21 protein-coding genes and 1 pseudogene are annotated in these 20,286 nt (G+C 61.4%); 18 read left to right on the top strand and 4 right to left on the bottom strand.

Annotated elements, in window-relative coordinates; all coding sequences use genetic code 11:
- The first annotated feature begins 583 nt into the window (after nucleotides 1-583).
- The 3 genes from MNOD_RS41090 to MNOD_RS48645 all read left to right on the top strand — a co-directional run bounded on the left by MNOD_RS41090 (nucleotide 584) and on the right by MNOD_RS48645 (nucleotide 2,367).
- Entirely contained in the window at nucleotides 584-1,024 is a 441-nt protein-coding gene (locus MNOD_RS41090; protein ID WP_012631437.1) for a hypothetical protein, read from the top strand.
- A 58-nt stretch (nucleotides 1,025-1,082) separates the two neighbouring features.
- Nucleotides 1,083-2,009 (top strand): hypothetical protein, encoded by a 927-nt coding sequence (locus tag MNOD_RS41085; RefSeq protein WP_012631436.1) that lies wholly within the window; start codon nucleotides 1,083-1,085, stop codon nucleotides 2,007-2,009.
- A gap of 214 nt (nucleotides 2,010-2,223) precedes the next feature.
- The gene (locus tag MNOD_RS48645; protein WP_157091890.1) at nucleotides 2,224-2,367 is read left to right on the top strand and encodes a hypothetical protein; all 144 of its coding nucleotides are present in this window, start codon (nucleotides 2,224-2,226) and stop codon (nucleotides 2,365-2,367) included.
- Between the two features lie 689 nt (nucleotides 2,368-3,056).
- Here MNOD_RS48645 and MNOD_RS45605 read toward each other — a convergent pair.
- Both MNOD_RS45605 and MNOD_RS45600 read right to left on the bottom strand, forming a co-directional pair.
- The gene (locus MNOD_RS45605; protein ID WP_012631435.1) at nucleotides 3,057-4,742 is read right to left on the bottom strand and encodes a DUF262 domain-containing protein; all 1,686 of its coding nucleotides are present in this window, start codon (nucleotides 4,740-4,742) and stop codon (nucleotides 3,057-3,059) included.
- A gap of 28 nt (nucleotides 4,743-4,770) precedes the next feature.
- Nucleotides 4,771-5,424, bottom strand: a complete 654-nt coding sequence (locus MNOD_RS45600; protein ID WP_012631434.1) for a recombinase family protein — start codon at nucleotides 5,422-5,424, stop codon at nucleotides 4,771-4,773.
- Nucleotides 5,425-5,873: 449 nt separating this feature from the next.
- Here MNOD_RS45600 and MNOD_RS45595 point away from each other — a divergent pair, with 449 nt between their 5' ends.
- Together MNOD_RS45595 and MNOD_RS41080 are read left to right on the top strand one after the other, a co-directional pair.
- Nucleotides 5,874-6,818, top strand: coding sequence for a hypothetical protein (locus tag MNOD_RS45595; RefSeq protein WP_012631433.1), 945 nt, complete (start codon nucleotides 5,874-5,876; stop codon nucleotides 6,816-6,818).
- A gap of 127 nt (nucleotides 6,819-6,945) precedes the next feature.
- Nucleotides 6,946-7,161: pseudogene (locus MNOD_RS41080) on the top strand (helix-turn-helix domain-containing protein); the annotation flags it as partial.
- On the opposite strand, the gene MNOD_RS41075 reads toward MNOD_RS41080, so the two are convergent.
- Nucleotides 7,158-7,946, bottom strand: a complete 789-nt coding sequence (locus tag MNOD_RS41075; RefSeq protein WP_050783660.1) for a hypothetical protein — start codon at nucleotides 7,944-7,946, stop codon at nucleotides 7,158-7,160. The pseudogene MNOD_RS41080 and the gene MNOD_RS41075 overlap by 4 nt on opposite strands.
- A gap of 575 nt (nucleotides 7,947-8,521) precedes the next feature.
- Here MNOD_RS41075 and MNOD_RS41070 point away from each other — a divergent pair.
- The 5 genes from MNOD_RS41070 to MNOD_RS41050 all read left to right on the top strand — a co-directional run bounded on the left by MNOD_RS41070 (nucleotide 8,522) and on the right by MNOD_RS41050 (nucleotide 11,425).
- Nucleotides 8,522-8,722 (top strand): ribbon-helix-helix domain-containing protein, encoded by a 201-nt coding sequence (locus MNOD_RS41070; protein WP_157091888.1) that lies wholly within the window; start codon nucleotides 8,522-8,524, stop codon nucleotides 8,720-8,722.
- A gap of 307 nt (nucleotides 8,723-9,029) precedes the next feature.
- Nucleotides 9,030-9,386 (top strand): hypothetical protein, encoded by a 357-nt coding sequence (locus MNOD_RS41065; protein ID WP_012631430.1) that lies wholly within the window; start codon nucleotides 9,030-9,032, stop codon nucleotides 9,384-9,386.
- A 180-nt stretch (nucleotides 9,387-9,566) separates the two neighbouring features.
- Complete coding sequence (locus tag MNOD_RS41060; RefSeq protein ID WP_012631429.1) at nucleotides 9,567-10,373, top strand: TIGR02391 family protein; 807 nt, start codon at nucleotides 9,567-9,569, stop codon at nucleotides 10,371-10,373.
- Between the two features lie 113 nt (nucleotides 10,374-10,486).
- The gene (locus tag MNOD_RS41055) at nucleotides 10,487-11,149 is read left to right on the top strand and encodes a nucleotide-binding protein (protein ID WP_012631428.1); all 663 of its coding nucleotides are present in this window, start codon (nucleotides 10,487-10,489) and stop codon (nucleotides 11,147-11,149) included.
- A gap of 15 nt (nucleotides 11,150-11,164) precedes the next feature.
- Entirely contained in the window at nucleotides 11,165-11,425 is a 261-nt protein-coding gene (locus MNOD_RS41050; RefSeq protein WP_012631427.1) for a hypothetical protein, read from the top strand.
- A 304-nt stretch (nucleotides 11,426-11,729) separates the two neighbouring features.
- Here the strand turns inward: MNOD_RS41050 and MNOD_RS41045 are convergent, their stop codons facing one another.
- Nucleotides 11,730-12,458, bottom strand: a complete 729-nt coding sequence (locus MNOD_RS41045) for a hypothetical protein (RefSeq protein ID WP_012631426.1) — start codon at nucleotides 12,456-12,458, stop codon at nucleotides 11,730-11,732.
- A 572-nt stretch (nucleotides 12,459-13,030) separates the two neighbouring features.
- Between MNOD_RS41045 and MNOD_RS41040 the strand changes: the two genes are divergently transcribed.
- The 8 genes from MNOD_RS41040 (at nucleotide 13,031) to MNOD_RS45580 (ending at nucleotide 19,599) form a co-directional block, all read left to right on the top strand.
- Nucleotides 13,031-13,291: a helix-turn-helix domain-containing protein gene (locus tag MNOD_RS41040; RefSeq protein WP_012631425.1), complete on the top strand. Its 261-nt coding sequence runs from the start codon at nucleotides 13,031-13,033 to the stop codon at nucleotides 13,289-13,291.
- Between the two features lie 13 nt (nucleotides 13,292-13,304).
- On the top strand, nucleotides 13,305-14,540 hold the full coding sequence (locus tag MNOD_RS45590) for a hypothetical protein (protein ID WP_157091887.1): 1,236 nt from the start codon (nucleotides 13,305-13,307) through the stop codon (nucleotides 14,538-14,540).
- Nucleotides 14,541-14,722: 182 nt separating this feature from the next.
- Nucleotides 14,723-14,932, top strand: a complete 210-nt coding sequence (locus tag MNOD_RS41035; protein WP_012631423.1) for a helix-turn-helix transcriptional regulator — start codon at nucleotides 14,723-14,725, stop codon at nucleotides 14,930-14,932.
- 50 nt (nucleotides 14,933-14,982) lie between these two features.
- Nucleotides 14,983-15,630, top strand: a complete 648-nt coding sequence (locus MNOD_RS50925; RefSeq protein WP_425277540.1) for a hypothetical protein — start codon at nucleotides 14,983-14,985, stop codon at nucleotides 15,628-15,630.
- Entirely contained in the window at nucleotides 15,627-15,935 is a 309-nt protein-coding gene (locus tag MNOD_RS41025; protein ID WP_012631421.1) for a hypothetical protein, read from the top strand. The genes MNOD_RS50925 and MNOD_RS41025 overlap by 4 nt, the downstream gene beginning before the upstream one ends.
- A 79-nt stretch (nucleotides 15,936-16,014) precedes the next feature.
- Complete coding sequence (locus MNOD_RS41020; protein ID WP_198157716.1) at nucleotides 16,015-18,453, top strand: DUF927 domain-containing protein; 2,439 nt, start codon at nucleotides 16,015-16,017, stop codon at nucleotides 18,451-18,453.
- Complete coding sequence (locus MNOD_RS45585) at nucleotides 18,450-18,839, top strand: hypothetical protein (RefSeq protein ID WP_012631419.1); 390 nt, start codon at nucleotides 18,450-18,452, stop codon at nucleotides 18,837-18,839. Before MNOD_RS41020 ends, MNOD_RS45585 begins: the two co-directional genes overlap by 4 nt.
- Before the next feature lie 124 nt (nucleotides 18,840-18,963).
- A complete protein-coding gene (locus MNOD_RS45580) occupies nucleotides 18,964-19,599 on the top strand; it encodes a helix-turn-helix domain-containing protein (protein ID WP_244424905.1) in 636 nt (211 codons plus the stop codon).
- The last annotated feature ends 687 nt before the right edge of the window (nucleotides 19,600-20,286 follow it).

Here is a 20,286-nt window from a genome sequence, read left to right as displayed (position 1 = left end):
CAACGCTCTCCAGCTATCGCGCTGCATCCCACTCGGAAGAGGGCGTGGCAGGTGTGACTGCCTTATCTGACCCCGAGAGGCTCAGCTTCCGCTTAGGCCGCAGGTTTGTCCGGATGATCCTTCGCGCTCAGCCGCGATCCTCTGCCTTCGTGCCGAGGGGGGTGCTTGCGCGGTTGGTCCCCGGACTGGGCGCCCAGCGTCGCGAGGCCCGCCCGTGCGCACCCACGCGCTGCGCTTGCCGGAGAAAAGAGGTGTGACAGGTGTGACAGGTGTGACGCGCCCGGTAAGCGTCAGGAGAACCAAAAAAAAATCTGTCACACCTCGCGTTCAAAAAGGTGTGACGCATCAGGTGACAGGTGTGACAGGGCCAGCTCCATCCGGCTCGCTCTCGCGCCTACCTGGATGAGCTTCCCTCGTCATTGGGCGCCACCGATCGTAAGCGGTGGATCAGTAGCATAAATCGCCGAATTTTTGTTGGGGTTTTGCGCCTGGATTGGCTGGCCTCGGAATGGTGTCGTCGGCCGCTCGCAAATCGAGCGATGGCCGCGGGCGCTTGCGCCCGCTTTTCCAGACGAGCCAAACCATGACGCTCACTCCCCCCTCTCACGGCGGGTCCTCGGCCAACACGGCCGGGTGGCCGATCAACGAAGAGCGGAACGCCAGGGCAATGGCGTTCCATCAAACCGGAAAGCTGACGACGCCGGGTGCGGCGCATCCGCCGTCAACCGCCTCCCGTAATGCCCCGGCGGAGCAGCCCTTCGCCGTTACCGTCACGGCTGGTCTGCAGCCGGGCGGGCGTGGCGAGGCGGCGGCTGCGGCCCGGCCGGTTGTCCATGATGCGGGACGCACCCCGGCCGAACGTTCGTTCGCCGAGCTGGTCACGGCAGACCTGCAGAAGCAGGAGCGTTCCGCCGGCGCGGCTCGGCTGATCACGGGCGAGGCCGTCCGCGTCTCCGCCGAGCAGTCCTTCGCCGACGTCGTCACAGCCGACCTGCGGTCCGCGCCGCGGCCCGGACGCGCCTAACCCCTCCCGAACCCGCCGCCTGTCGGCCCCTCAATCTCTCAACGCGTTGAGTACCCTCATGTCCAAGTCCAACCTTCGCACCGTCCCCACCATCACCCTGCGCAACGGCGCCGACGTGATCGCCGACCTCGAAAGCAAGCACCGCGCGGCCGAGGGCGGCCTCGCCACGGCGAAGGCTGCGCTGCAGGCGGCAACCGCCAAGTACGAGGCCGCCCTCGGCGAGGGGCGCGACGCTGCCATTGCGGCCCGCCAGGTGCGCACGGATGCCGAGGTCGACCTCGATATCGCCCGCCGCGCCGTCGAAACGCTGGCCCGCCAGGTGGCGGACGCGCACGAGGCTCTGCGGCTCGCCGAGATTGAGCACAAGCGCTCCGAGGCCGAACGCCTCCGCAGCGTGTTCGAGGAGACAGCGCGCCGCGGGCTGGGGGTCATGAGCGTCGAAGGTCGCGCCATCATTCGGGCCTGGGCAGAGGCGGAGCTTGCCATTCAGGCAGCCCGCCAGGCGCAGGGCGCCGGCGGCCCGCACATCCCCTCCGCCGAAGAGTTCCGCAGCGTCCCTCGGGGACACCGGAAGGAAATCCGGCGCACGCGCGTCACCCGCTGGCTCCGTCCCGGGACGCGTGAGCCCTACCCGGACGCGATCGAGCAGATGATCGTCCGCAAGGGCGATAGGGGGTGGCTCCGAAACACATCGATGACGGGCGGCGGGCAGGAGATCACCGAGCGCGGCGAGTTCGACCGCATCACCTACGCTCGGCCGACAAGCCCGATCTACATGCCGCTCCTGATCGAGAGCCTTTGCGTCCCGGCCCTCGTCGGTGGGCAAGTGCCGGGCTGGATGCCGACCGAAGCCCTAGACCCGCGCACGATCCTGGCGCGGCTCGCCGACCTTGAGCACGCCCCAGCGCCGAAGGAGCCCGAGCAGGAGACGGTCGACGTGTTCGTGCACCCGGTCGGTGCCGAGCCTGCGGAGGCCTCAGACTGAGGGTCCCTATTCGGGGGTGGGCTCCGCGGGTTCGTCTGCGGTGTCCGCCCCGGATCCCTCGCGGGCCCGAGGCGGCCTGCACTGACCTCAAGCGTAGAAGTGCGTAGCCATGTCCAACCTGTCCACTCAACCCGGGCGCGTCTGATGCTTCGACGGCAGAGGCCGAGCGCCTGCGCGGCGTGTTCGAGGCCGCGGTCGCGCGCGAGATACCGCAATGCCAGCGTTCGCTCGAACCATCGTCCGCGCGTTGGCCGAGGCCGAGCTCGCGATCCAGGCCGCGCGCCGATTGCAGGAACTGGCAGCCGCAAACCTTCCCTCGGCCGAGTCGTTCCATATCCGGCCCCTTCCTCCCGCGTGAGGAGGCCTCGCGCGAGCGCGTGACCCGTTGGTGCTTCCCGGGGTCCCGTGAACCGCTCGACGATGAGACGGATGGTCGGGTCCTCTACCGTGATGGGGCATGGGTTGTGCCGGCTTCGGGTGGCTCGCGGTCCATCATGCAGGTGGGCAGTCGCGCCGAGTTCGAGCGCGTCACCTACCTGGAGGCGCAGGACCGGCGCGACCTCCCCCCTTCTCGTGGAGGCCCTGGTCATACCGGCTGCGATAGCCAGCGATGTCGCCGGGTGGGAACCGACCAAGTATCTTGGCTCAGTGGCCGCCCTCGCCTTGCTCGATAAGCTTGAAACGGCAGGTCGGTTAGCCACAGCGGGCCGCGTGCGCACGGTTGAGCACACCCTCGTGCACTACGTGTCGGCGCCTGCAGCGCCGGCACCGGATACGGTCTCGCCCTCCTAAGATTTACGGCTGGCACGTGGTCGTCGGCCCGCCCTGTGGCGGGGGCTCTCAGTGACGGTGCCGCGGCCCATCGAACAACGGAAAGTCACCTCTCTGCCCCGCATAGCCCGTAAGGGCATGGAGAGAGTCAAGGTGATGTAGCCGCACCAATCTCCAGCTTGGCAGCGAGGCTACCCTTGCAAAAGGATTGCCCTTGCAAGGGGCTGCTCTACATTCACTCTCCACTATCTCTGATCATGAGTAATTCGTTCGGACTTAATCCACATCATAACGCCAGCATTTAACGGCCAGATCAGCTAATTGCACCTGCCGTGCCTGAATTTCCGCCGTTGTCCAGCTGTCACGATCCGCTACGGGCTTGGTAAGAGCGATTTGGGACTGCGAGAACGCTACCTTTTTTTCTGTGAATGACCCATTCCCTATGGAGTGATTAAGGGTCTTCTCAAGAAGCGCCTGATTGCCAATGCGGTACACCCAACCTTCATAGCTTTCGCCTTTCAGGTCACCGATGCTCCAGTGTTGATTTTTAGTCTTTGGCGCAATGTGCTCAAGATTTACTGATGCCGCGTCACTCACAGGAGAAATAATTCCACCTGTCGAAGTTGCATCAAGCGCCCTAAGTAGAAAGCGCGCATGCTTCGCTGTCTTAATTTCTCGCGAGCAAAAATGAGAACGAAAATCATCATCACGAGGATATAAATCAGACAACTCTCTTCTAACTGCACCTGCGCGCCTCAGTTCTCCTGAAGATATTTTGTGAGCTATATCTGCATATGCAATCTCAAGAGCACCAGTTCTATACTGGCAAATCAATGAATATCTGACCGCCATCACCATCATTAGATGGAGCACACGGTCAAAATGACCATCCTCCATCTTGCGGTGCGCCGCTAGTAGGACTGGCAAGCATTGCGAGGCGTTCAGTAGTTTTAAAGTCGATATATCATCACGGACTTGCTGCGGACGCCCATCCCACAGTTCATCGTCAGACACGGTCAATGCGGAATACAGGCGAGAGTCGTGAAGGAGATCCTCAGAGAGGCGAAGAACGTCGGCTTTGTTTTTAGCTGAGTCGCGGAGAACTCGATAAAGGCGGCCAGCCTGTACCCTCCCGTTCTTTGAAACCCAGTAGTGACGAATGAATTTACTCCCAACATTTTCATCAAGATTAGATAGAGTTTCAAACCATCTTTGCTTTACTGTTTCACGCGATTTGTCTGCAACTTTAAAGAAATGATTCTTGAGGAGGTCGAGAATTGAAAGCTCTATTCCTCTCTCATTAAGTGTTTCAAACAATGCAAAAGCATCGGCTTCGTCTGAAACAACAATTTGTATAACTGACAGTTTCTCTTTCAAAAAATCTTCTATATCAGCAAGAGGCGCGCTTGAGAATGTTCCCGACGCCATTGTTAGTTCGTCCACCTTTCCTTTTAGAAAAATATATGCCTGCAGAAGACGTTTATTACTAAGTTTTGTTTTGCGGTTTTTCTCGGCATTCTCAAAATCTTTCATAGGTTTAATTTCAGCAATAAAGTTTTTGAAGGTTTCATTATTAGTACTGTTCATTGTGAATTTGGGTATAGTTTCTCTCGTTCTACGATCAATATGACCAAAATATGTTGATTGGAGCGTACCCCCGAGGGAGTCGCCTCTCTCAAGATAACTGTTTCTCAGAGCTGCAAGCAGAATGAGAGTTGTGGTTAGCCGCTGCTGACCATCAATGATTTCGTACGAATGCCCTGGCGGAATCGTCCTTACGACAGCTGGACCTAGGAAATGCTCTGAGTCTCGCTTTGAGCCTTCCCAAATGTCTTCCCAAAACTGGGAAACTTCATCCTCTGTCCATGAGTAGTCCCTTTGATGTTCTGGTACGTGGTAGTGGATCTGACGCGATAACAAGTCGCCAACTAGTTCGTGCGCCGTTTGAATAAATGTTGTCATCCGATTTGTAGGCCGTTTTAAACTGAGATTACATTTGAGTTTGAACGCTTTTCTTGAGTATCGAACTCACAGTCGCGGCATGCCAGCGTCCCCCGTTTAGTGTTGGTACTTGGCGAGCATTAAGATCTGCCGCAATAGCGCGAAGTGAACGGCCACCAGCCTTAAAAGATTGGACTAATGGCAAGATAGCTACCCGAAACTGGGCGGCACGTTCAGCCGCTTGGCTGGTAGCCTTCGCTGGATTGGGCCGAGGATTGCCGAGGCGCACTCCCCTTGCCTTGGCGGCGGCTAGGGCTTCCTTGGTGCGTTTCGAAATGACCTCCCGTTCATGCTCGGCGATGGCTGCTATTAGATGAACCGTTACTCGTTGCGCTTCCGGCATGTCGGCCGCGATGAACTCGACTCGGCTTTCCATGAGGTTCGAGATGAAGGCGACGTTTCGCGCTAGACGGTCAAGCTTGGCTATCACCAAAACGGCCTTTCGCTTCCGGCACAGATCGATCGCCGCAGCAAGCTGCGGTCGTCCGTCCTTTCGGCCGCTCTCAACTTCGGTGTACTCCGCAATCAGCTCGCCCCTGCCACCCGTGTAGCGCTCAACGGCGATGCGCTGCGCGTCGAGGCCCAAGCCACTGCGGCCCTGGCGCGTGGTCGAGACGCGAAAATAGGCAACGAATGAGGTCACGTATAAATCCGAAACGGTCGTTTCGGATTTATACGGTCCAGCTTTTTCACTCAACCGCTATCTGGGAGGCTCGCCTGCCTCCATGGTGAACTCGCCGAGCGGCGGGCGATGGGGCTACCTGACTGCGCGATCTGGCAGCCGGCCTCTACAGAGGCAGTAGCACCCCCGCGCAGGGAATGGAGTGGATGGCGGCAGCGGCTAGTAATTTTAAACAAATCTTCTTTTTCCTCAGCAGTTAATTCGAACCCACAAACTGAAATGGTGATGGGATTTCAACGGTAGACAAGTTGCGAATATGTATCAGAACTTTGAAACAGCTGCCGGTTAGGAACCTAAGGTCACGCATTAAAATAACGATACCGATCTCAGCGCACCCCTTGAATGAGCGTTCTTCCAAGTGATAAGCTTCGAAAAAAGTCAAATTATGATGTGCTGAAGGAAATTGCAAAATGGCTGCGGCAGCATGGGATGTTATCTCTTTAGCGTGCGCTCCATTTGGCGCGGCTTTAGCAGTATATAAAATGGCTGCAATCTTTAAACATTCACAACGTCTAAACGAAGCTATACTTGAATGGCTTACTAATAGCAATCCAAGATCTACAGTACACTCACAATATTTACTAATTAGAAAACAGCTATTTGGCGATAAATTTACATCCTGGCGGCGAAGCACTGCGATCATCATTGTATTCTGTATGGTATTATGTTTCCTTGTAGTATCATATTTATTCACACCTGATCATACAGTTGATTTTTTTTCGGTTGCAGTATTAAGATACATGATGCTTTACAGCTATGCTTGGATAAATTTTCCAGTAACATCTACATTTATTCTGATAATTGCATTTATTATTTCACATGTCAGCTTTATTATATTTGACTATATAACACTTCGAGTATACTCTTTTGGAAACTCTCTGAGTTTGTATTTGGGATTAATTTTAATTTCCTATCTTATAATAGGAACGATAACAATCTTTCTTGCATGCTTTACTCCATATGTATTATTACCAAGTACAATACCTGATAATTTTCATGATCTAATTGCAAGTTCACTTACACGAATACCAGACACTATAGCAGAAATTCAAAAACCACGCAATCCAGATGATTATGGGGATATGGTTGCTCGTTTCACTCTTACAGGGATACTTGGAACTGGAGCAATGTGTTTTGCAGCAGTCTTTATTTCAACAGTTTTCAACCTTGTATATGCCTTTGCTCTTGGCGTTTTGAAAGCTGATTATATCCTTAGGAGCCAATATGTTTGGAACCAAGATCAAATACTAAAAGAACCTGTTGAATATATTTCAGCAGCCATGTCGATAATTGTATTCATCATATTTATGCTTGGCTCAGTTGCCTATGGATTGATATTTCTAGTTTCTGACTAAATATATTAAACTAAATATCTCGTGAGTACACGGGGCTGACAAGCTCTGATGTGTGAGTGTTTGTAAACGTGCGTGACTTGCTCGGCATTATCGCAGGCCTGCAGGCTTTACGCACAACGCGACGGCATTGAGCATGCTGGATATGCTCGCCGAGTTCGAGACCAGTCTTCAGCGGGAGTGCCAGCTGGAGGCCAGCGCCAAAGCTGAGGACGTCTACAAGGGTCGTCCTCCCTCCATCGACGCAGCGCAGATCCGGGCGCTCAAGGCCAAGGGCATCGGCCCTGCGAAGATCGGGCGGCGCCTCGGTATCGGGCGCGCCAGCGTCTATCGGGCGCTCGCTTAGGTCAGTGGCACGCGGAACCGCGCAATCAGCGCTTCTAGCACCTGCGCGTCGTGCTGCAGGCCCGGCATGTAGGAAGCGAGCATCTGCGCCAGGATGCCGTTCGGGTCGGGGTGGTTGCTCTCGAAACGCTGGGCGACAAACTCGATCGCCTGCAGGATCTTCGCGAGCCGCGCACCATAGATCGGCTCGTGATGGGCGATCCGGTTGCGGGCTTGGTAGAGCACCTCAAGCTGTGCCGCCACGACGCCGCGACTCAAGGATTTGTCGGGGAACATCCGCTTCAGCGAGCGCTGCCACAGCGTCGCGTCGTAGTCCGCGGACAGGAGGCGCTTCCAGAAGTAAAGGGTGAGCTGCGCGATGACCTGCCCGAAGGTCGGCTGAATGGCCCTCTGCCGGGCCTTCGACCGCGCCTCGTGACTGAGGCCAGCGGGCACCCCGCCGGGGAAGGCAATGGCGTCGAGCGCCTTCTTATCGGCCGAGCTCTTCTTCGTGTAGACGGCCCGCTGCGCCTGGCCAGTCGCTCGCCGGATCGCGTTGCGTTCCTCGCCATGCCAGGCAAAGGGCGGTGGCGGGTTCGTGAGCCAGTCGGGCACGCCGAAGGTCGCGCGCAGGCGCTCGCAGGTCGCGTTGCGCAGGGCGACCTCGATCACGCCGAGAACGGGCGAGAGCGAGCCGTTGAGGGCCATCGCCAGGCGGTGCAATTCGATGGCATCCCGGTCTGTCCCCGCTATGGCGACGAACGTCGCAAGGCGCTCGTGCGAGATGAGGCTCGCGATCTTTCGCATCTCGTCGTCGGTTGGTGGTGTTGACATAGCGGTGGTCCAACCCCATCTTCAGAGACGAAACGTCGGGGCCAATGTTGGCAGTTTCTTCGGAAGCGGACACCCGACGTCCCCTTCTAGGAAAGGCGTCCCTCACGGGGCGCCTTTCTGGTTTTAGCCTTGAGCCGGCGGGTCGCCCCTCCGAACGCCGAAACGAGCCCTGCAACAAGGTCCCACCGGCGCGAGCTGGCGGGGCCTTCGTCGTTTCTGCCCGCCGGCGAGCCACGGCCGGCAAGGTCGCTTCCCCGTGCAGGCTCATGCAAGGCCCCTCGCCTCCGCATTGTTCACCCACGCCAAGCGTGCCGCCCCGCTCAAGGTGCGGTAACAGCTTGGGCTTAGACGTGCGACGGTCAAGCTAGTCGAAACAGGCGGTGAGCCGTCATGTTCGGCCGTCGCAGGCCGGATCGCCGAGGAGAGCATGATGGCTCGCCCTGATGGGGCTGAACCGCCCCGCACACGCAAGTCACGGACGGGCCCGACCCCTCACGTCGAGCGACGCGGGCACCCCAGCATCGGAGGCCTGTATGCCCGAGGTTATCATGGCCCTACCTGCGAAGCGGCCGCCTGGCCGTCCCCCGGGGCGTCGGCCGGTCGCGGCCCGCCATAGCGTCCGTCTCGACGGGGCTCGGCAGGAGGCCCTTGCGCGCCTCGCGGAGCGGCGCGGCCAGTCGGTGCACTCCCTCATCATCGAGGCGATCGACGACCTCATCCGCAAGCCGGACGGCGTAGGGCTGTCCTGACGCTCAGCAAGGCCGAGGGGGGGTGCGCTTCCCGATATGTGGCTTTGTCGCCACAGAGATCACTTGCGCTTAACTGTGAGTAATTTGGCGTCACAAAACCCTTTCCGCGGCCGGAAGGGGCGTGCTACGCATCCAATGTTCGCAAGTGTACATGCGAGCCTGGATTGGAGAGCCGTCAACAACCAGCCCTCTGTTACTGCAAGATGTAAGAGGATCTGATAGATCCTAATGGGGGCCGCGCGTATCGGTCTGTCCAACCTGCGTATTGCCGGGGCGCCGGCGCTTTCAGCGTGGGTTTACACTTACAATGCCGATCATCATGACACCGGACGGGCCCGCCATTTGGACAGATGCGGGGCCGCTCAAGCTTGTGAGAACGGCGCACGGAACGGCCGTCCAAACCCCTGCTGGCCTCGTGCTGATATCCAGCGCCCTCAAGGCCGCCTTCGTCGTCGACGAGATGGTGCAGACCGGCGACGTCGAGGCAGCCGAGGGCGAGCCCTGCCGCTTCACGTTCAAGTGCAGTCCCGCCGCCTTCGACATTCTCGGATCGTGGGGCGCGGAAGCCGAGGACGAGGAGGACGATGGGAGCGAGGAGCCTGATAACAGGGACCTTCCTCGCTCCCTCTCTTCATGCGAGGCTGCGCCAGCAGTCGCGGCCTGACATGCTGCTGCTATGTGAACGCGCCGCGTCCTGCGATATGCACTGCATATTCTGGGGATATCTCTGGGATACCCCGCCGCTGCCCTTTCAACGCCCTTAGGAGATCCGTCAGAGATCGAGTCTCCAAGGAGCCCCTCCTTCCCTCAGTCCTCGCGGGGAGGGCGGTGGAGCGGTAAAGACATGGCAGAGAAGTGCTTCAAGCAGAGTGAGTTGGAAGCTATCGCGGCAGCCTTGGGCGATACGAGCCAGGGCCTGTCGCACCCAGACATCGCCTTCCTGCTTTCGAGCTGCGAGATGAGAGATCCATCCCCAAGCCTCTCAAAGCGACGCCGCCTCTATAACGCGTTCGCCGAGCATCAAAACGCGACGCAAAGCCGGCGAGCGGTACTGGCTTTTATCCGGCGGGCGATGCGGCCCGAGCGCTTTGCGCGTGCGCCCGAGAGCTACGAGCCCTTGCGAGCCAATCTCAACAACGCGCTTGCCTTCGTAGGGCTAGAAGTTGACGAGACGGGCACCTTGCGCTCGTCAGACAGGGCTCAGACCCTCACTGAGGCACAGCGACGGGCGCGGGACCTGCGCGCCGATCTCGCCGGGCGGGGAATACACCCGGACGTGCTGGCGTTCTGCCGAGCCGAGCTGTTGGCCGACAATTACTTTCACGCGGTCCTAGAGGCGACGAAGAGCGTGGCCGACAAGCTCCGTTCCCGCACCGGCCTGACGGACGATGGATCTGTGCTCGTCGATCGCACGCTGTGCGGAGACCCACCTCTGTTGGCAATTAACGCCCTGCGCAGCGATAGCGAGAAGAGTGAACAGCGAGGCTTTGCCAACCTCGTCAAAGGCGCTTTCGGCATGTTCCGCAACGTCACTGCGCATGAAGCCAGGGTGCGCTGGACCATGCAGAAGTCCGACGCTGAGGACCTATTGACTCTCGTGTCGTTGATTCACCGTCGACTGGATACCTGCTGGATGCCGCCCCGCACCTGAGTGGATGAGGGGCCGCTTGATCTCTCGCGGACCTCTTCCCGATCTTAACCGGATCGCAACCAGAGATCTACGAGATATCCTTCCGGTATGGTTTGCATATCGGGAGCGACCACATGATCACCGTCGTGGGCGGCACCAAGGGCGGCTCGGGCAAGTCCACCGTCGCCACAAACCTCGCCATCATGCTCGCGGCTGCGGGCCGCGACGTGCTCTTGGTCGACGCCGACGATCAGGAAACCTCGACTGACTTCACGAACCTGCGTGAGGCGACGAGGCCCGGGGGCGCTGGTTACACCTGTGTCGCCCTAACCGGCCCGGCCGTCCGAACCGGAGTGCAGCGCCTCGCCCCGAAGCACGCGCACGTAATCATCGACACCGGCGGGCGCGACACAGTGAGCCAGCGGGCCGCCCTCTCGATCTGCCAAACCTACCTCGTGCCGTTCGCCCCACGATCCTTCGACGTGTGGACGCTCGACAAGGTCGCGGAGCTGGTCGAGGAGGCGCGAGCCATAAACCCGTCTCTGCGGGCCCTCGCCTTCATCAACCGCGCCGACGCCCGCGGGAACGAAAACGCCGAGGCAGCCGACCTCATCCGCACCAAGCCCGCCTTAGAGTTCGTGCCTACGGCGCTCGGGACCCGCAAGGCCTATGCGCACGCCGCAGCGGCAGGCCTGTCCGTGACGGAGCTGAGGCCGCAGGACCCGAAGGCAAGCGAGGAGATCGCCGCCCTGTTCGGGTATCTCTTCGATATCCCCGCCATATCCGACAGACATTAAGGCAGGAGCTTGAGCATGGCCCTCACTGCACGACCCGTCCGCCCATCTCCCAAGCCGGCCGACGATGTTGACGCGTTCATCAGCAAGGGCGGGACTGTTCCGGCCGCCTCGGCCGGGGACAAGCCGGGCAAGGCGGCGCAGCACCCGCTCAAGTTCCCGCCGGGCGACCTGTTCGAGCGGCTTGAGCGTGCCCGCGAGGCGAGCGCGGTGAAGCTGCCCCGTAACACCTGGATCCTGCAGGCTATCGCTGAGAAGCTTGAGCGGGACGGCGGCTAGAGATCGCCCGGATCTCCGCTGGGCGCCTGCCCGATACCTCTCGCATCTCTAGGATATATGGGCCGGATATCCGGCCCGTATCTTTTTGCACTACGCTCGCTGGTCGGTGCGAGCTGGCGCTGGCCCTCCCAGGCTCTCGGAACCGGAGCAACGCACGAGCCTGCGCTGCCCGTTCACGTGCTGCCATCGGCGGCTTGCGAGCGCGTCCGTCCTGGCGCGCGAGGCTCCCCGCACGAGCTGACGCTCGGCTGCGGCTTATGGCTCTCCCCGCTTTCTCGGATCGCGTTCGGCATGCCGGACGGCGTCATGACCTCCGCGCATGCGTCTTGCCCGCGGACGGTGGCGCCACTGCGAATCGCAACCCGCCCGCGTTTGGCGATTTTGGTTCCGCCATTCGCCTTCCGATAGCCCCTTGAAGGGGTCTGACAGGCGCTTCGCGGGCCGTATCTATACCCTTCTTGTTCGTGCCCTTCAGAGATTTGCACCCACCTCTCTCGGCCCGGCGCATGAGCCAAGCGCGCCATTCCCGGGAGACGACGGAGACAAGGTTCGTGTCATTACGGAAGGCCGACACCCGGCGCTCCTCGACCCGCACGAGCCCGAGGCCGCGCGCAGCTCGGACGGCATTGCGCACGGAGCTTTCGGAGACGCCGGCGAGGGCGGCGATCCGCCCGATCGGCAGGTCGCACTTGCCCGCGTGCCCCGCCTCGACCGCGATGACGGAGAGGGCTGCCACCTCGGCCGGCGTGAAGCGGGCCGCCAGGGCAGGGGGGAGATAGCTGCTCGCGCACCACCGCCGGCGGCGCTCTAGGCTCTCCGGGGCCCTCGGCCGCGACCCCGTGAGCTTCCGCCGGGCCGGGGCCGCCGGCGCGGCGATCACCGTCTTGCGGGCCTCGATCAACCGGGACAGCGCGTCGGCCTCTGCCTCCGTGATCGCTCCTGCCCCGAACGCCTTCCACAGCGCCGCCGACAGCGTCGGTAGGCTGTCCCGCGGTGCCCGCTCGATCGAGCGCCGCAGCTCCTCACTGAACATAGCTCCGCCCTCCGGGTCGCCACGAGGGACCCGCCGCAGGGCGCGGCACTGCCGGGCATAGCTCCGCCAGGGCGGTGAAACGGCGTTTCCCGCTTGACGAGGGCCGGCGATTTCGGGAGGATCAGTCCGCCAAGATTGATCTTCTCCCGGTCTCACCGACCGGCATGAGCCCGCCGCAAGGCGGGTTTCGTGCTTCTAGGCCTTCGAAATCTCCACTTGAGTCCCGCTGTCAGGACCGCATCGGGTATCCGACCCGGTTCGCGGTTGGCTGTCAACGACACGGATACGCTTTGTTAGCCACAGCACGAACCCAGGGCCCCGCTGCCCTGGCGGGCGGGCGTTCAACTCGGCGAGCACAACCGGCACCGGAGCAGCTCGCAGTGAGCCGCGCTGTCTCAGCGGATGCCCGCAGGCAGCACCACGTGCGTCGACCTCCCGGAGCGGTACGAAGCGACCGCGTCGCCGCGCGGCCGATTGCTGGGAGACGGCACAAACCAGGGGCATGCTGCGCGCCTTGCGTTTCATCCCATGTTGGATAATTTGTCCTACTTACCTTGGCAAGAGCTTTGATCATGTCCGACGAGCGTCCCCTCGAACCTGAGCAGTGTCGCGCAGCTCGCGCCATCGTGGGATGGTCCCGGGCCGACCTAGCCGAGCGATGCGGCGTCGCTGCCTCGACCCTCGCCGATTTCGAGGCCGGCAAGCGTGAGCCCTACGCGCGCACGCTTGCCGACGTCCGCCGCACCCTGGAAGGGGCTGGCGTAATCTTCATCTCGGCCGACGAGGCCGGCGGGCCTGGCGTGCGGCGCAGCCTGGAGGCGCCCGGTGCGTAGTCTACCGAAGGACATGCTGCCTGACCTGCCGATATTCGAAGGCGAGCGGCCGGATCTCAACAAACGCGAGGGTTACAAGCCCGAAGGTGGGCCTTGCGTTACGAGCACTGCCGCGGCGCTGTGGTGGCTGTTTACTCCGCACAAAAATGGCAAACCTGCCAGTGATTTTGATCTTGGCGCCGCACTCAATGCACGGCCATACTGGCAGTCTTGGGAAAAGCCAAACCCTTCACTGAATATAGATGAAGACATAGAAGATCTAATTCTTGCTACCAGCAAAAAGACCGATCAATCAGTAAAATTAAAGCCGAAACGCGGTAATCCTGAGAAAATACCATCTACTTACAACGTCAGGCACATTATATCTAATGGTGAACTCTCGTGTTTATCCTATATGAATGGCGGATTTGAAAAATTAGATTGCCCTTATGTGTACGTTCGAAAATCATTAGCTTATGCAGTCGGGTATGCATATGACGACTTGGAGATAGAAAATAAAAGGCGAAATGATATACCCAACAATCTGGGTAATGTATCAGCTTGGCTAGAGCAAGCTAAAGAGAGACTTGAGAAATCTATAGAAAAAATAGCTGCGATCAAACTTGGCCCAACACCAAGAAAATACGCCAGATATGATGAGCCCGATTTGTATCGAAAAACAATGATTGCCACAGATACTTCTATCTCAGATCTAAAATCCGCAATCTTACTGGTTGAGTCTGTTTCCACGAAGGTTGATGATCAAATCAAGATCGTTGCGCAGGATGGCAGACCTGAGAAGGTTTGGTGGCTGTCATTTGTCGTAAATTGTGGAGTAATCTGGACGACATTGACGGGTGTTGTTCCCGATGTGGGGCAGCCTGGTTTCCAAAAGTTTTTAGAGAATGCCACCAAGAGTTTGGGCGGGACACGCGAACAGTTTCGCAGGCAAATAGAAACTGCTCGCGAGAGGTTGCAGGTGATGGACCCCTGGAACCAAATGGATGCCGAAAGGAAGGGTGTTCTGCCACCCGGGCAGCACCCCACTACCGTACTTGGCCGTGGAGAGTACGATCAGCTTTTCAATCGCTGGAACAGGAACATTTACTCTCTAATCGAGGGTATTAAGAATGGGTCCGACGAAGCCTATACTAGTTTATCAATCACTTACACTCTCGCGGACGACGAAGGAAAAAGTAAAATTCGCGACATGCTAGAGGCCCATGGGCTGCAGGATGTGGGTCAAAAGGCGGTCCGGCGCAGTCATTAGCGAAACGCTTGGATTTTCCAGCGGCGGCTCCGTCCGTGTGACATAAGAGGAAATTTCTGGCGGGCGGCTTACGCTACTCTTTCGTAAGTCGCCCAAATTTTTCTGCAGATACGCGTTTTTTCCAGGCCACTTTTCCCGCCAGGGTCACGTTGGTCGCAATTGAGCGACGACGAGTGATCGTGATGGCTCAACAGAACAACACTGATGACACGCTATTGAACGATGTGCAGGCGGCTGAGATTGCCTGTCTCTCTGTGCGCACCCTGCGGGCATGGCGGGTGCGCGGCTTTGGGCCAGCTTATGTGAAGGCGGGCAGGGCCGTGCGCTATCGCCGCTCGGACCTCCTCGCCTGGATCAAGGCGCGCACCGTCTCTCCCGGGGAGCAGGCGTGATGTGTCCGCTCGATCCCTCCCTCGGATCGGCGGCGCCGGTGAGGCGTGCCGTGACGGTTGAGCAGCCCGCGCCGACCTTGCGTGCACTACGGATCCGCAACGGCGCTCGGCCGGACAGCACGGTCGCATGGTGCCCGTACTGCGAGGATGTCCACCACCATGGCACGGGCGGCGGTCGCCGCGCAGCGCACTGCGTCCGAGAGGAGTCTCCCTGCAGGGTGACGGGCTACAGCCTCGACGTTCAGGGCGAGGCCGAAGCGCCACACGACGTCGTGCCCGCCGCCCTCCTCGCCGGCCGGCATCGCCTATCGGACGCCCTGGATGGAGTTTCTGCCGAGATCCGGGCAGCGATCCTGCGCGGCGTCCTCGGGAAGCGGCGAGCGGGGCCGGCGTTCGAGCTGCGGGTCGATCGCGCACGGGTTTCTGTGATCGGGGAGAGCTGGTGGATTGACCTTGACGCCTTCCCGGCGCGGCCAGAGCTGCGCTCAGCGCCCGTGCCACCCTCGCGCACACTCTCGGGGCGCGGGCTGATCAACCTCCTCGCGGTGCTGTACGGCATCCCGCGGGGCGATGTTGTCATGCGGCTCCTGCACGCCGTGGCGCCGGGTGCCTTTGACGCCTCCGGTTGGCTGGAAATCTCGGCTGCCGCGGAAGCCTCGATCGAGCGTCGGGACGCCGGCGAGGGCGGTGCCCGATGAGGCGGCGGCGCATCGCGTTCGCGCGCATCGCCTCGGCCGCGGCCGTGCACACCGAGGACATCGTCCGGCGATGGCTTCCGGACGGACGGCGCGAGGGGGCGGAGTGGGTGTGCCGTAACCCGCTGCGCTCCGACCGCAGGGCCGGGTCGTTCAAGGTGAACCTCCGGACGGGCAAGTGGGGCGACTTCGCCACCGGCAACGCTGGTGGCGACCTCATCAGCCTGGCCGCCTTTCTCCAATCGATCAGTCAAGCCGAGGCCGCGGTTGCGGTCGCCGGGATGGTGGGCGTCGACGCGTATGAGTGAGTTCTTTGCCCCAATCGCAGGTGCGGCCAAGGGCGGCGAGCCCGGGAAGGCGGAGAAGCAAGCCGGTTCGGTGAGTGTCATGCCCGTGCCGGACAATGCGCCGCCGGCCTTCCCGCGGCGCCACCGCGACCACGGTGAGCCGGCGGCTGTCTGGGCCTACCCGGATGCCGAGGGGCGGGTGCTGTTCTACGCCTGCCGCTTTGCACTGGCGGACGGGGGCAAGACGTATTGCCCGCTCACTCTGTTCGAGTTCCCCAACGGGGCTCTGCGGTGGATCTGGAAGGGGCCCCCGGTCCCCCGCCCGCTCTACGGCCTCGACCAGCTCGCAGCCCGTCCCGAGGCGTATGTGCTGCTCTGTGAGGGGGAGAAGTCCGCCGACGCCGCTCGCACACTCGTGCCGGATTACGTCGCGATCACGAGCCCCAACGGCAGTAAGAATGCCCGGTACGCCGATTGGAGCCCCTTGCGCGGGCGCCACGTCGTGATTTGGCCGGACGCCGATAAGCCCGGGCTCGACTATGCGCATGAGGCAGCCACGCTCGCGCTCAGGGCCGGTGCGTTCTCCGTCGCCCTGGTCGAGCCGCCGGCGGATGTGAGCGCGGTCGGATGGGATGCGGCCGACGCCCTCGACGAGGGATGGACGGCGGAACGCGCCGGGCAGCTCGTGGCTGCGGCGAAGTCTTTTTCCGCGGCTGGGGCCGGGGATCCGGAGGGGCTTCTTGCGGCCACGGAAGGCGACACGAGCGCCGGGACGGCGCCGATCGACGAGAACCTGCCGCCGGTCGCGCGGCTCCGGCCGGAGATCAAGTGGCCGTATGGATACCGCATGACGGCCAAGGGGCTGGTGTTCAAGCCAAAGCAGGACGAGCCCGGAGAGTGGCTGTCCGGCCCCTTCGATGTGCACGCCCTTGTCCGGACCGAGGAGGGCACCGGCTGGTCGCTGGCGATCTCGTTCCGCGACCCTGACGGCCGGCTGCAGACCGTCGTCGTGGCCCTGGCGGATATCGCCGCTGGCGACGCCTCGGACGTTCGCCGCGAGATGGCGAGCAAGGGCCTGCGCCTCGCCTCGGGCCGTGGCGCGAAGGACCGTTTCGTGTCGGCGCTCGCCAGCCTGACGGTCGACCTTCGCGCGATGCTCGTGAGCCGGAGCGGGTGGCACGCCAACGGGGAGGTCTACGCCGCCCCCAACTTCACGGCGACGACGCCGGAGCGCGAGGCTGAGCCGATCGTGTTCCGGGCGGAACAACAGGCAACCGGCTTCCGCACATCTGGCACGCTAGGGGCTTGGATCGAGGAAGTCGGCGCCCTGGCGGCCGGGCAGGGCCGCCTCCTGTTCTCCCTTGGCGTCGCCTTCGCCGGCCCCCTCCTCGAGCCCCTCGGGCAGGAGCCGGGTGCGTTCAACCTCGTCGGCCCGTCCTCGTGCGGCAAGACAACGGCCCTGCGTATGGCGGGGAGCGTTTGGGGCGGCGGCGGCCCGCTCGGGTTCGCTGCCACCTGGCGCACCACCTCGAATGCCTTGGAAGGCACGGCCGCCGCACATAACGACAGCCTGCTTGCCCTCGACGAGCTGGGCATGTGCGAGCCTCGGGACCTCGACGCCGCCGCCTATGCCCTCACCGGCGGCTCAGGCAAGGGGCGTCTCAAGGCGGACGGGGATCTCCGCACGCGCCAACGGTGGCGCATCATGGTCCTGTCCACGGGTGAGATCACCTTGGCGCAGCGCATTGCCGAGGGCGCTGTCACACGCAACGTGCGCGCCGGGCAGATGGTGCGTTTCGTGGACGTGCCAGCCGATGCCGGGCAGGGGCTCGGTCTGTTCGATCACCTGGCAGGATACGGCCACGGTTCCGAGCTCTCTAACGCGATACGCGACCGGACGGGGCGCCTCTACGGGACGGCGGGGCCGGCGTTCGTCAATGCCCTACTCGCGAAGCGGGAGGGGGCCCTCGGGACGGCGCGGGCCCTGATCGCGGCCTTCCTGGCCGAGCGGATGCCAGCGGGCGCCGGTGGGCAGGTGCAGCGGGTCGGGGCGCGGTTTGCGCTCGTTGCCGCGGCCGGCGAGCTGGCAACCGCCTTTGGACTTCTGCCTGTCGAGCGCGGAGCCGTGACGGCGGCGGCGGAGAGCATTTTCCGCCAGTGGCTCGCCCAACGAGGCGGCACGGGGGCAAGCGAGGATCGTGACGCCCTCAAGGCGGTGCGGGACTTCCTACAGCGGCACGCTGCGGCCCGCTTCATTAAGGCCGCACACGGGCTCGACGAGGGCTCGTGGCGGGCGCAGAACGTCGCCGGCTTCCGCCTCGGCCGCGATGAAGAGAACGGGGATTTCGTCTTCCACGACGCCGGATGGGCCGAGGCAACGCAAGGCCTCGATCCGCGCGCCGCGGCGGACGCCTTGGCCTCGGCCGGCTTTCTCGTGCTGGACGCAAGAGGCAAGCGGAAGCGGGCGGAGCGCATCGGGCAGAGGACCATGCGCGTCTATCGGGTCGCGGCCTCGATCCTCGACGGAGAGGACGTATGACGCGCGATCCTGCACCCTTGGGCCCCGACCTGCTCGCACGCTTGGCCGCACTGAGCGAGGGGCCGGCCATGCCTCGCGTGGTTGTCACACCTGTCACCCGGAATGTCACACCTTCCGCCGCAAAAGGTGTGACAGGCTTTTACCAGCAAAATCAGTTACTTACCACAACCGTCACACCTGTCACACCTGTCACACCCTCAGAACCGATGCAATGCGAGTGGGAGGAGCGCGCCGCGATCCTGGAGCATGACGGCGGGTGGTCTCGGGCCGAGGCGGAGTGCATCGCGTCAAGGCTTCTCGATCTGCGGGCGACGGATGCGGGAGCCGAGGAACTGGCCGCGCTCGACTGCCATCTGCTGGCGGGCGTGCGGGCGAGGGGGCGGTAGCGCTCAGCGCCACAGGGACCAGTGGCAGCCAAAGGCTTTGGGTCCTTCTGGCGTCCTACAAGCTCTGCGGGCGATCTGCACCCGGTCCCTCTCTAGTAACGCAGCCTCAAAATCAGGACAAACCATGCAAACAGAGCCTAAAAGCACCCCAAACAGCACACTCGATGCCGTTCACATGTCAGTATCCGAGATAGCCGAACGAGATGGTGTATCCAAAACGACCGTCTCATTACATGTGAAGCGACTATGCGAGAAGCACGACCTACATGTTGAGCGTGACCATCTAGGCCGCGTGAGGAAAGTAAATGTTGCACACTATGACTTCTTGCGAGCGCGCTTCAGCGATCCATCCAAGGTGCAGGCTCCCAAGCGTGAGCTGCCGGTACCAGGGTCGGATAGTTACGACGAGGCGACGCGTCGGCGAGCTTGGTATGATGTTGAGAAACGGCGCCTGGAGGTCGACGAGCTGCGCGGCGCGCTGATCCGGCGCGATCGCCTTGTCGAGGCGATTTCCTCGTGTGGCGAGGCTCTAGTGCGGCCTTTGGATCTGCTCTCGCAGGAGGCTGACAACCTCGCCGAAATCCATACCCGAGAGGGTGATCACGGGCTACGTAAGGCGCTACGCGCGCTCGGCCGCCGCATTCGTGCAGAGCAGGCAACGGCGCTCAAGGCACTGGCCGCAGGCGCACAGCGCGAAGATGATCCGCTGCCTGATAACGGGGTCTGCACCCACGAACCAGCATCCGAGATACCCAGGTAAATATCATAGATAAACACGGGGTTTAACAGATCAATGCAAAATCTACTTCAATCTGTTCCGATCTATAATATAAGATGCGCACACTGTTCTGCGGCTTCTCCCTCTATGGCTGTCCCACTACAACCAGGTTCACCCGCAAAGGCGCTCGGCTACCGTTCACCCCGCGAGTTCATCGCCGCCCATTCAACCCAGTGACCCTGTCCTGTCATTCGGGGGCAACAACGCGGCCTCGTCTTGCGCTTCGCACCGGAAATGCGATCGTGACCACATGGACCTGTTCATGTCCCGCTCAGTCGTGATCTGCTGATCTAGCGCGGCTCGGGAGCATTTCTCTCCGAGATGCAAGCTCACCCGAGCAAGCCAAGTGTCTATCAAAACAGGAGAATTTGGCCGTGATGGTCACGATCGCGCATGGCTTGATCGCAGTTGCCTACGCGATGTGTGCTGTCGGCTACCTGCTCCTAGCCGTTCATCTGAACGGCTAGGAGAGAGCATCGGAGGGGGCACGGTCTAAGCTTGGCAGGCGAACCGCGCCCCCCTTCGATCACTCACCAGACCAGCTGATTGCACCTACCTGGGGGCGGGAGAGGAAACTCTCCTGCCCCCTCTGATGAGCAGACATAACCTTGCACAGGCAACCTGAAGAGAACCTGACAGCCCACATCATTGCCGCCGTGGTTCCTCAGC

The sequence above is a fragment of the Methylobacterium nodulans ORS 2060 genome, from assembly GCF_000022085.1.
GTDB classification, from domain to species: Bacteria; Pseudomonadota; Alphaproteobacteria; order Rhizobiales; family Beijerinckiaceae; genus Methylobacterium; species Methylobacterium nodulans.
The sequence above is the reverse complement of the archived record's forward strand: the minus strand, read 5'-3'. Positions and strand labels throughout refer to the sequence as shown.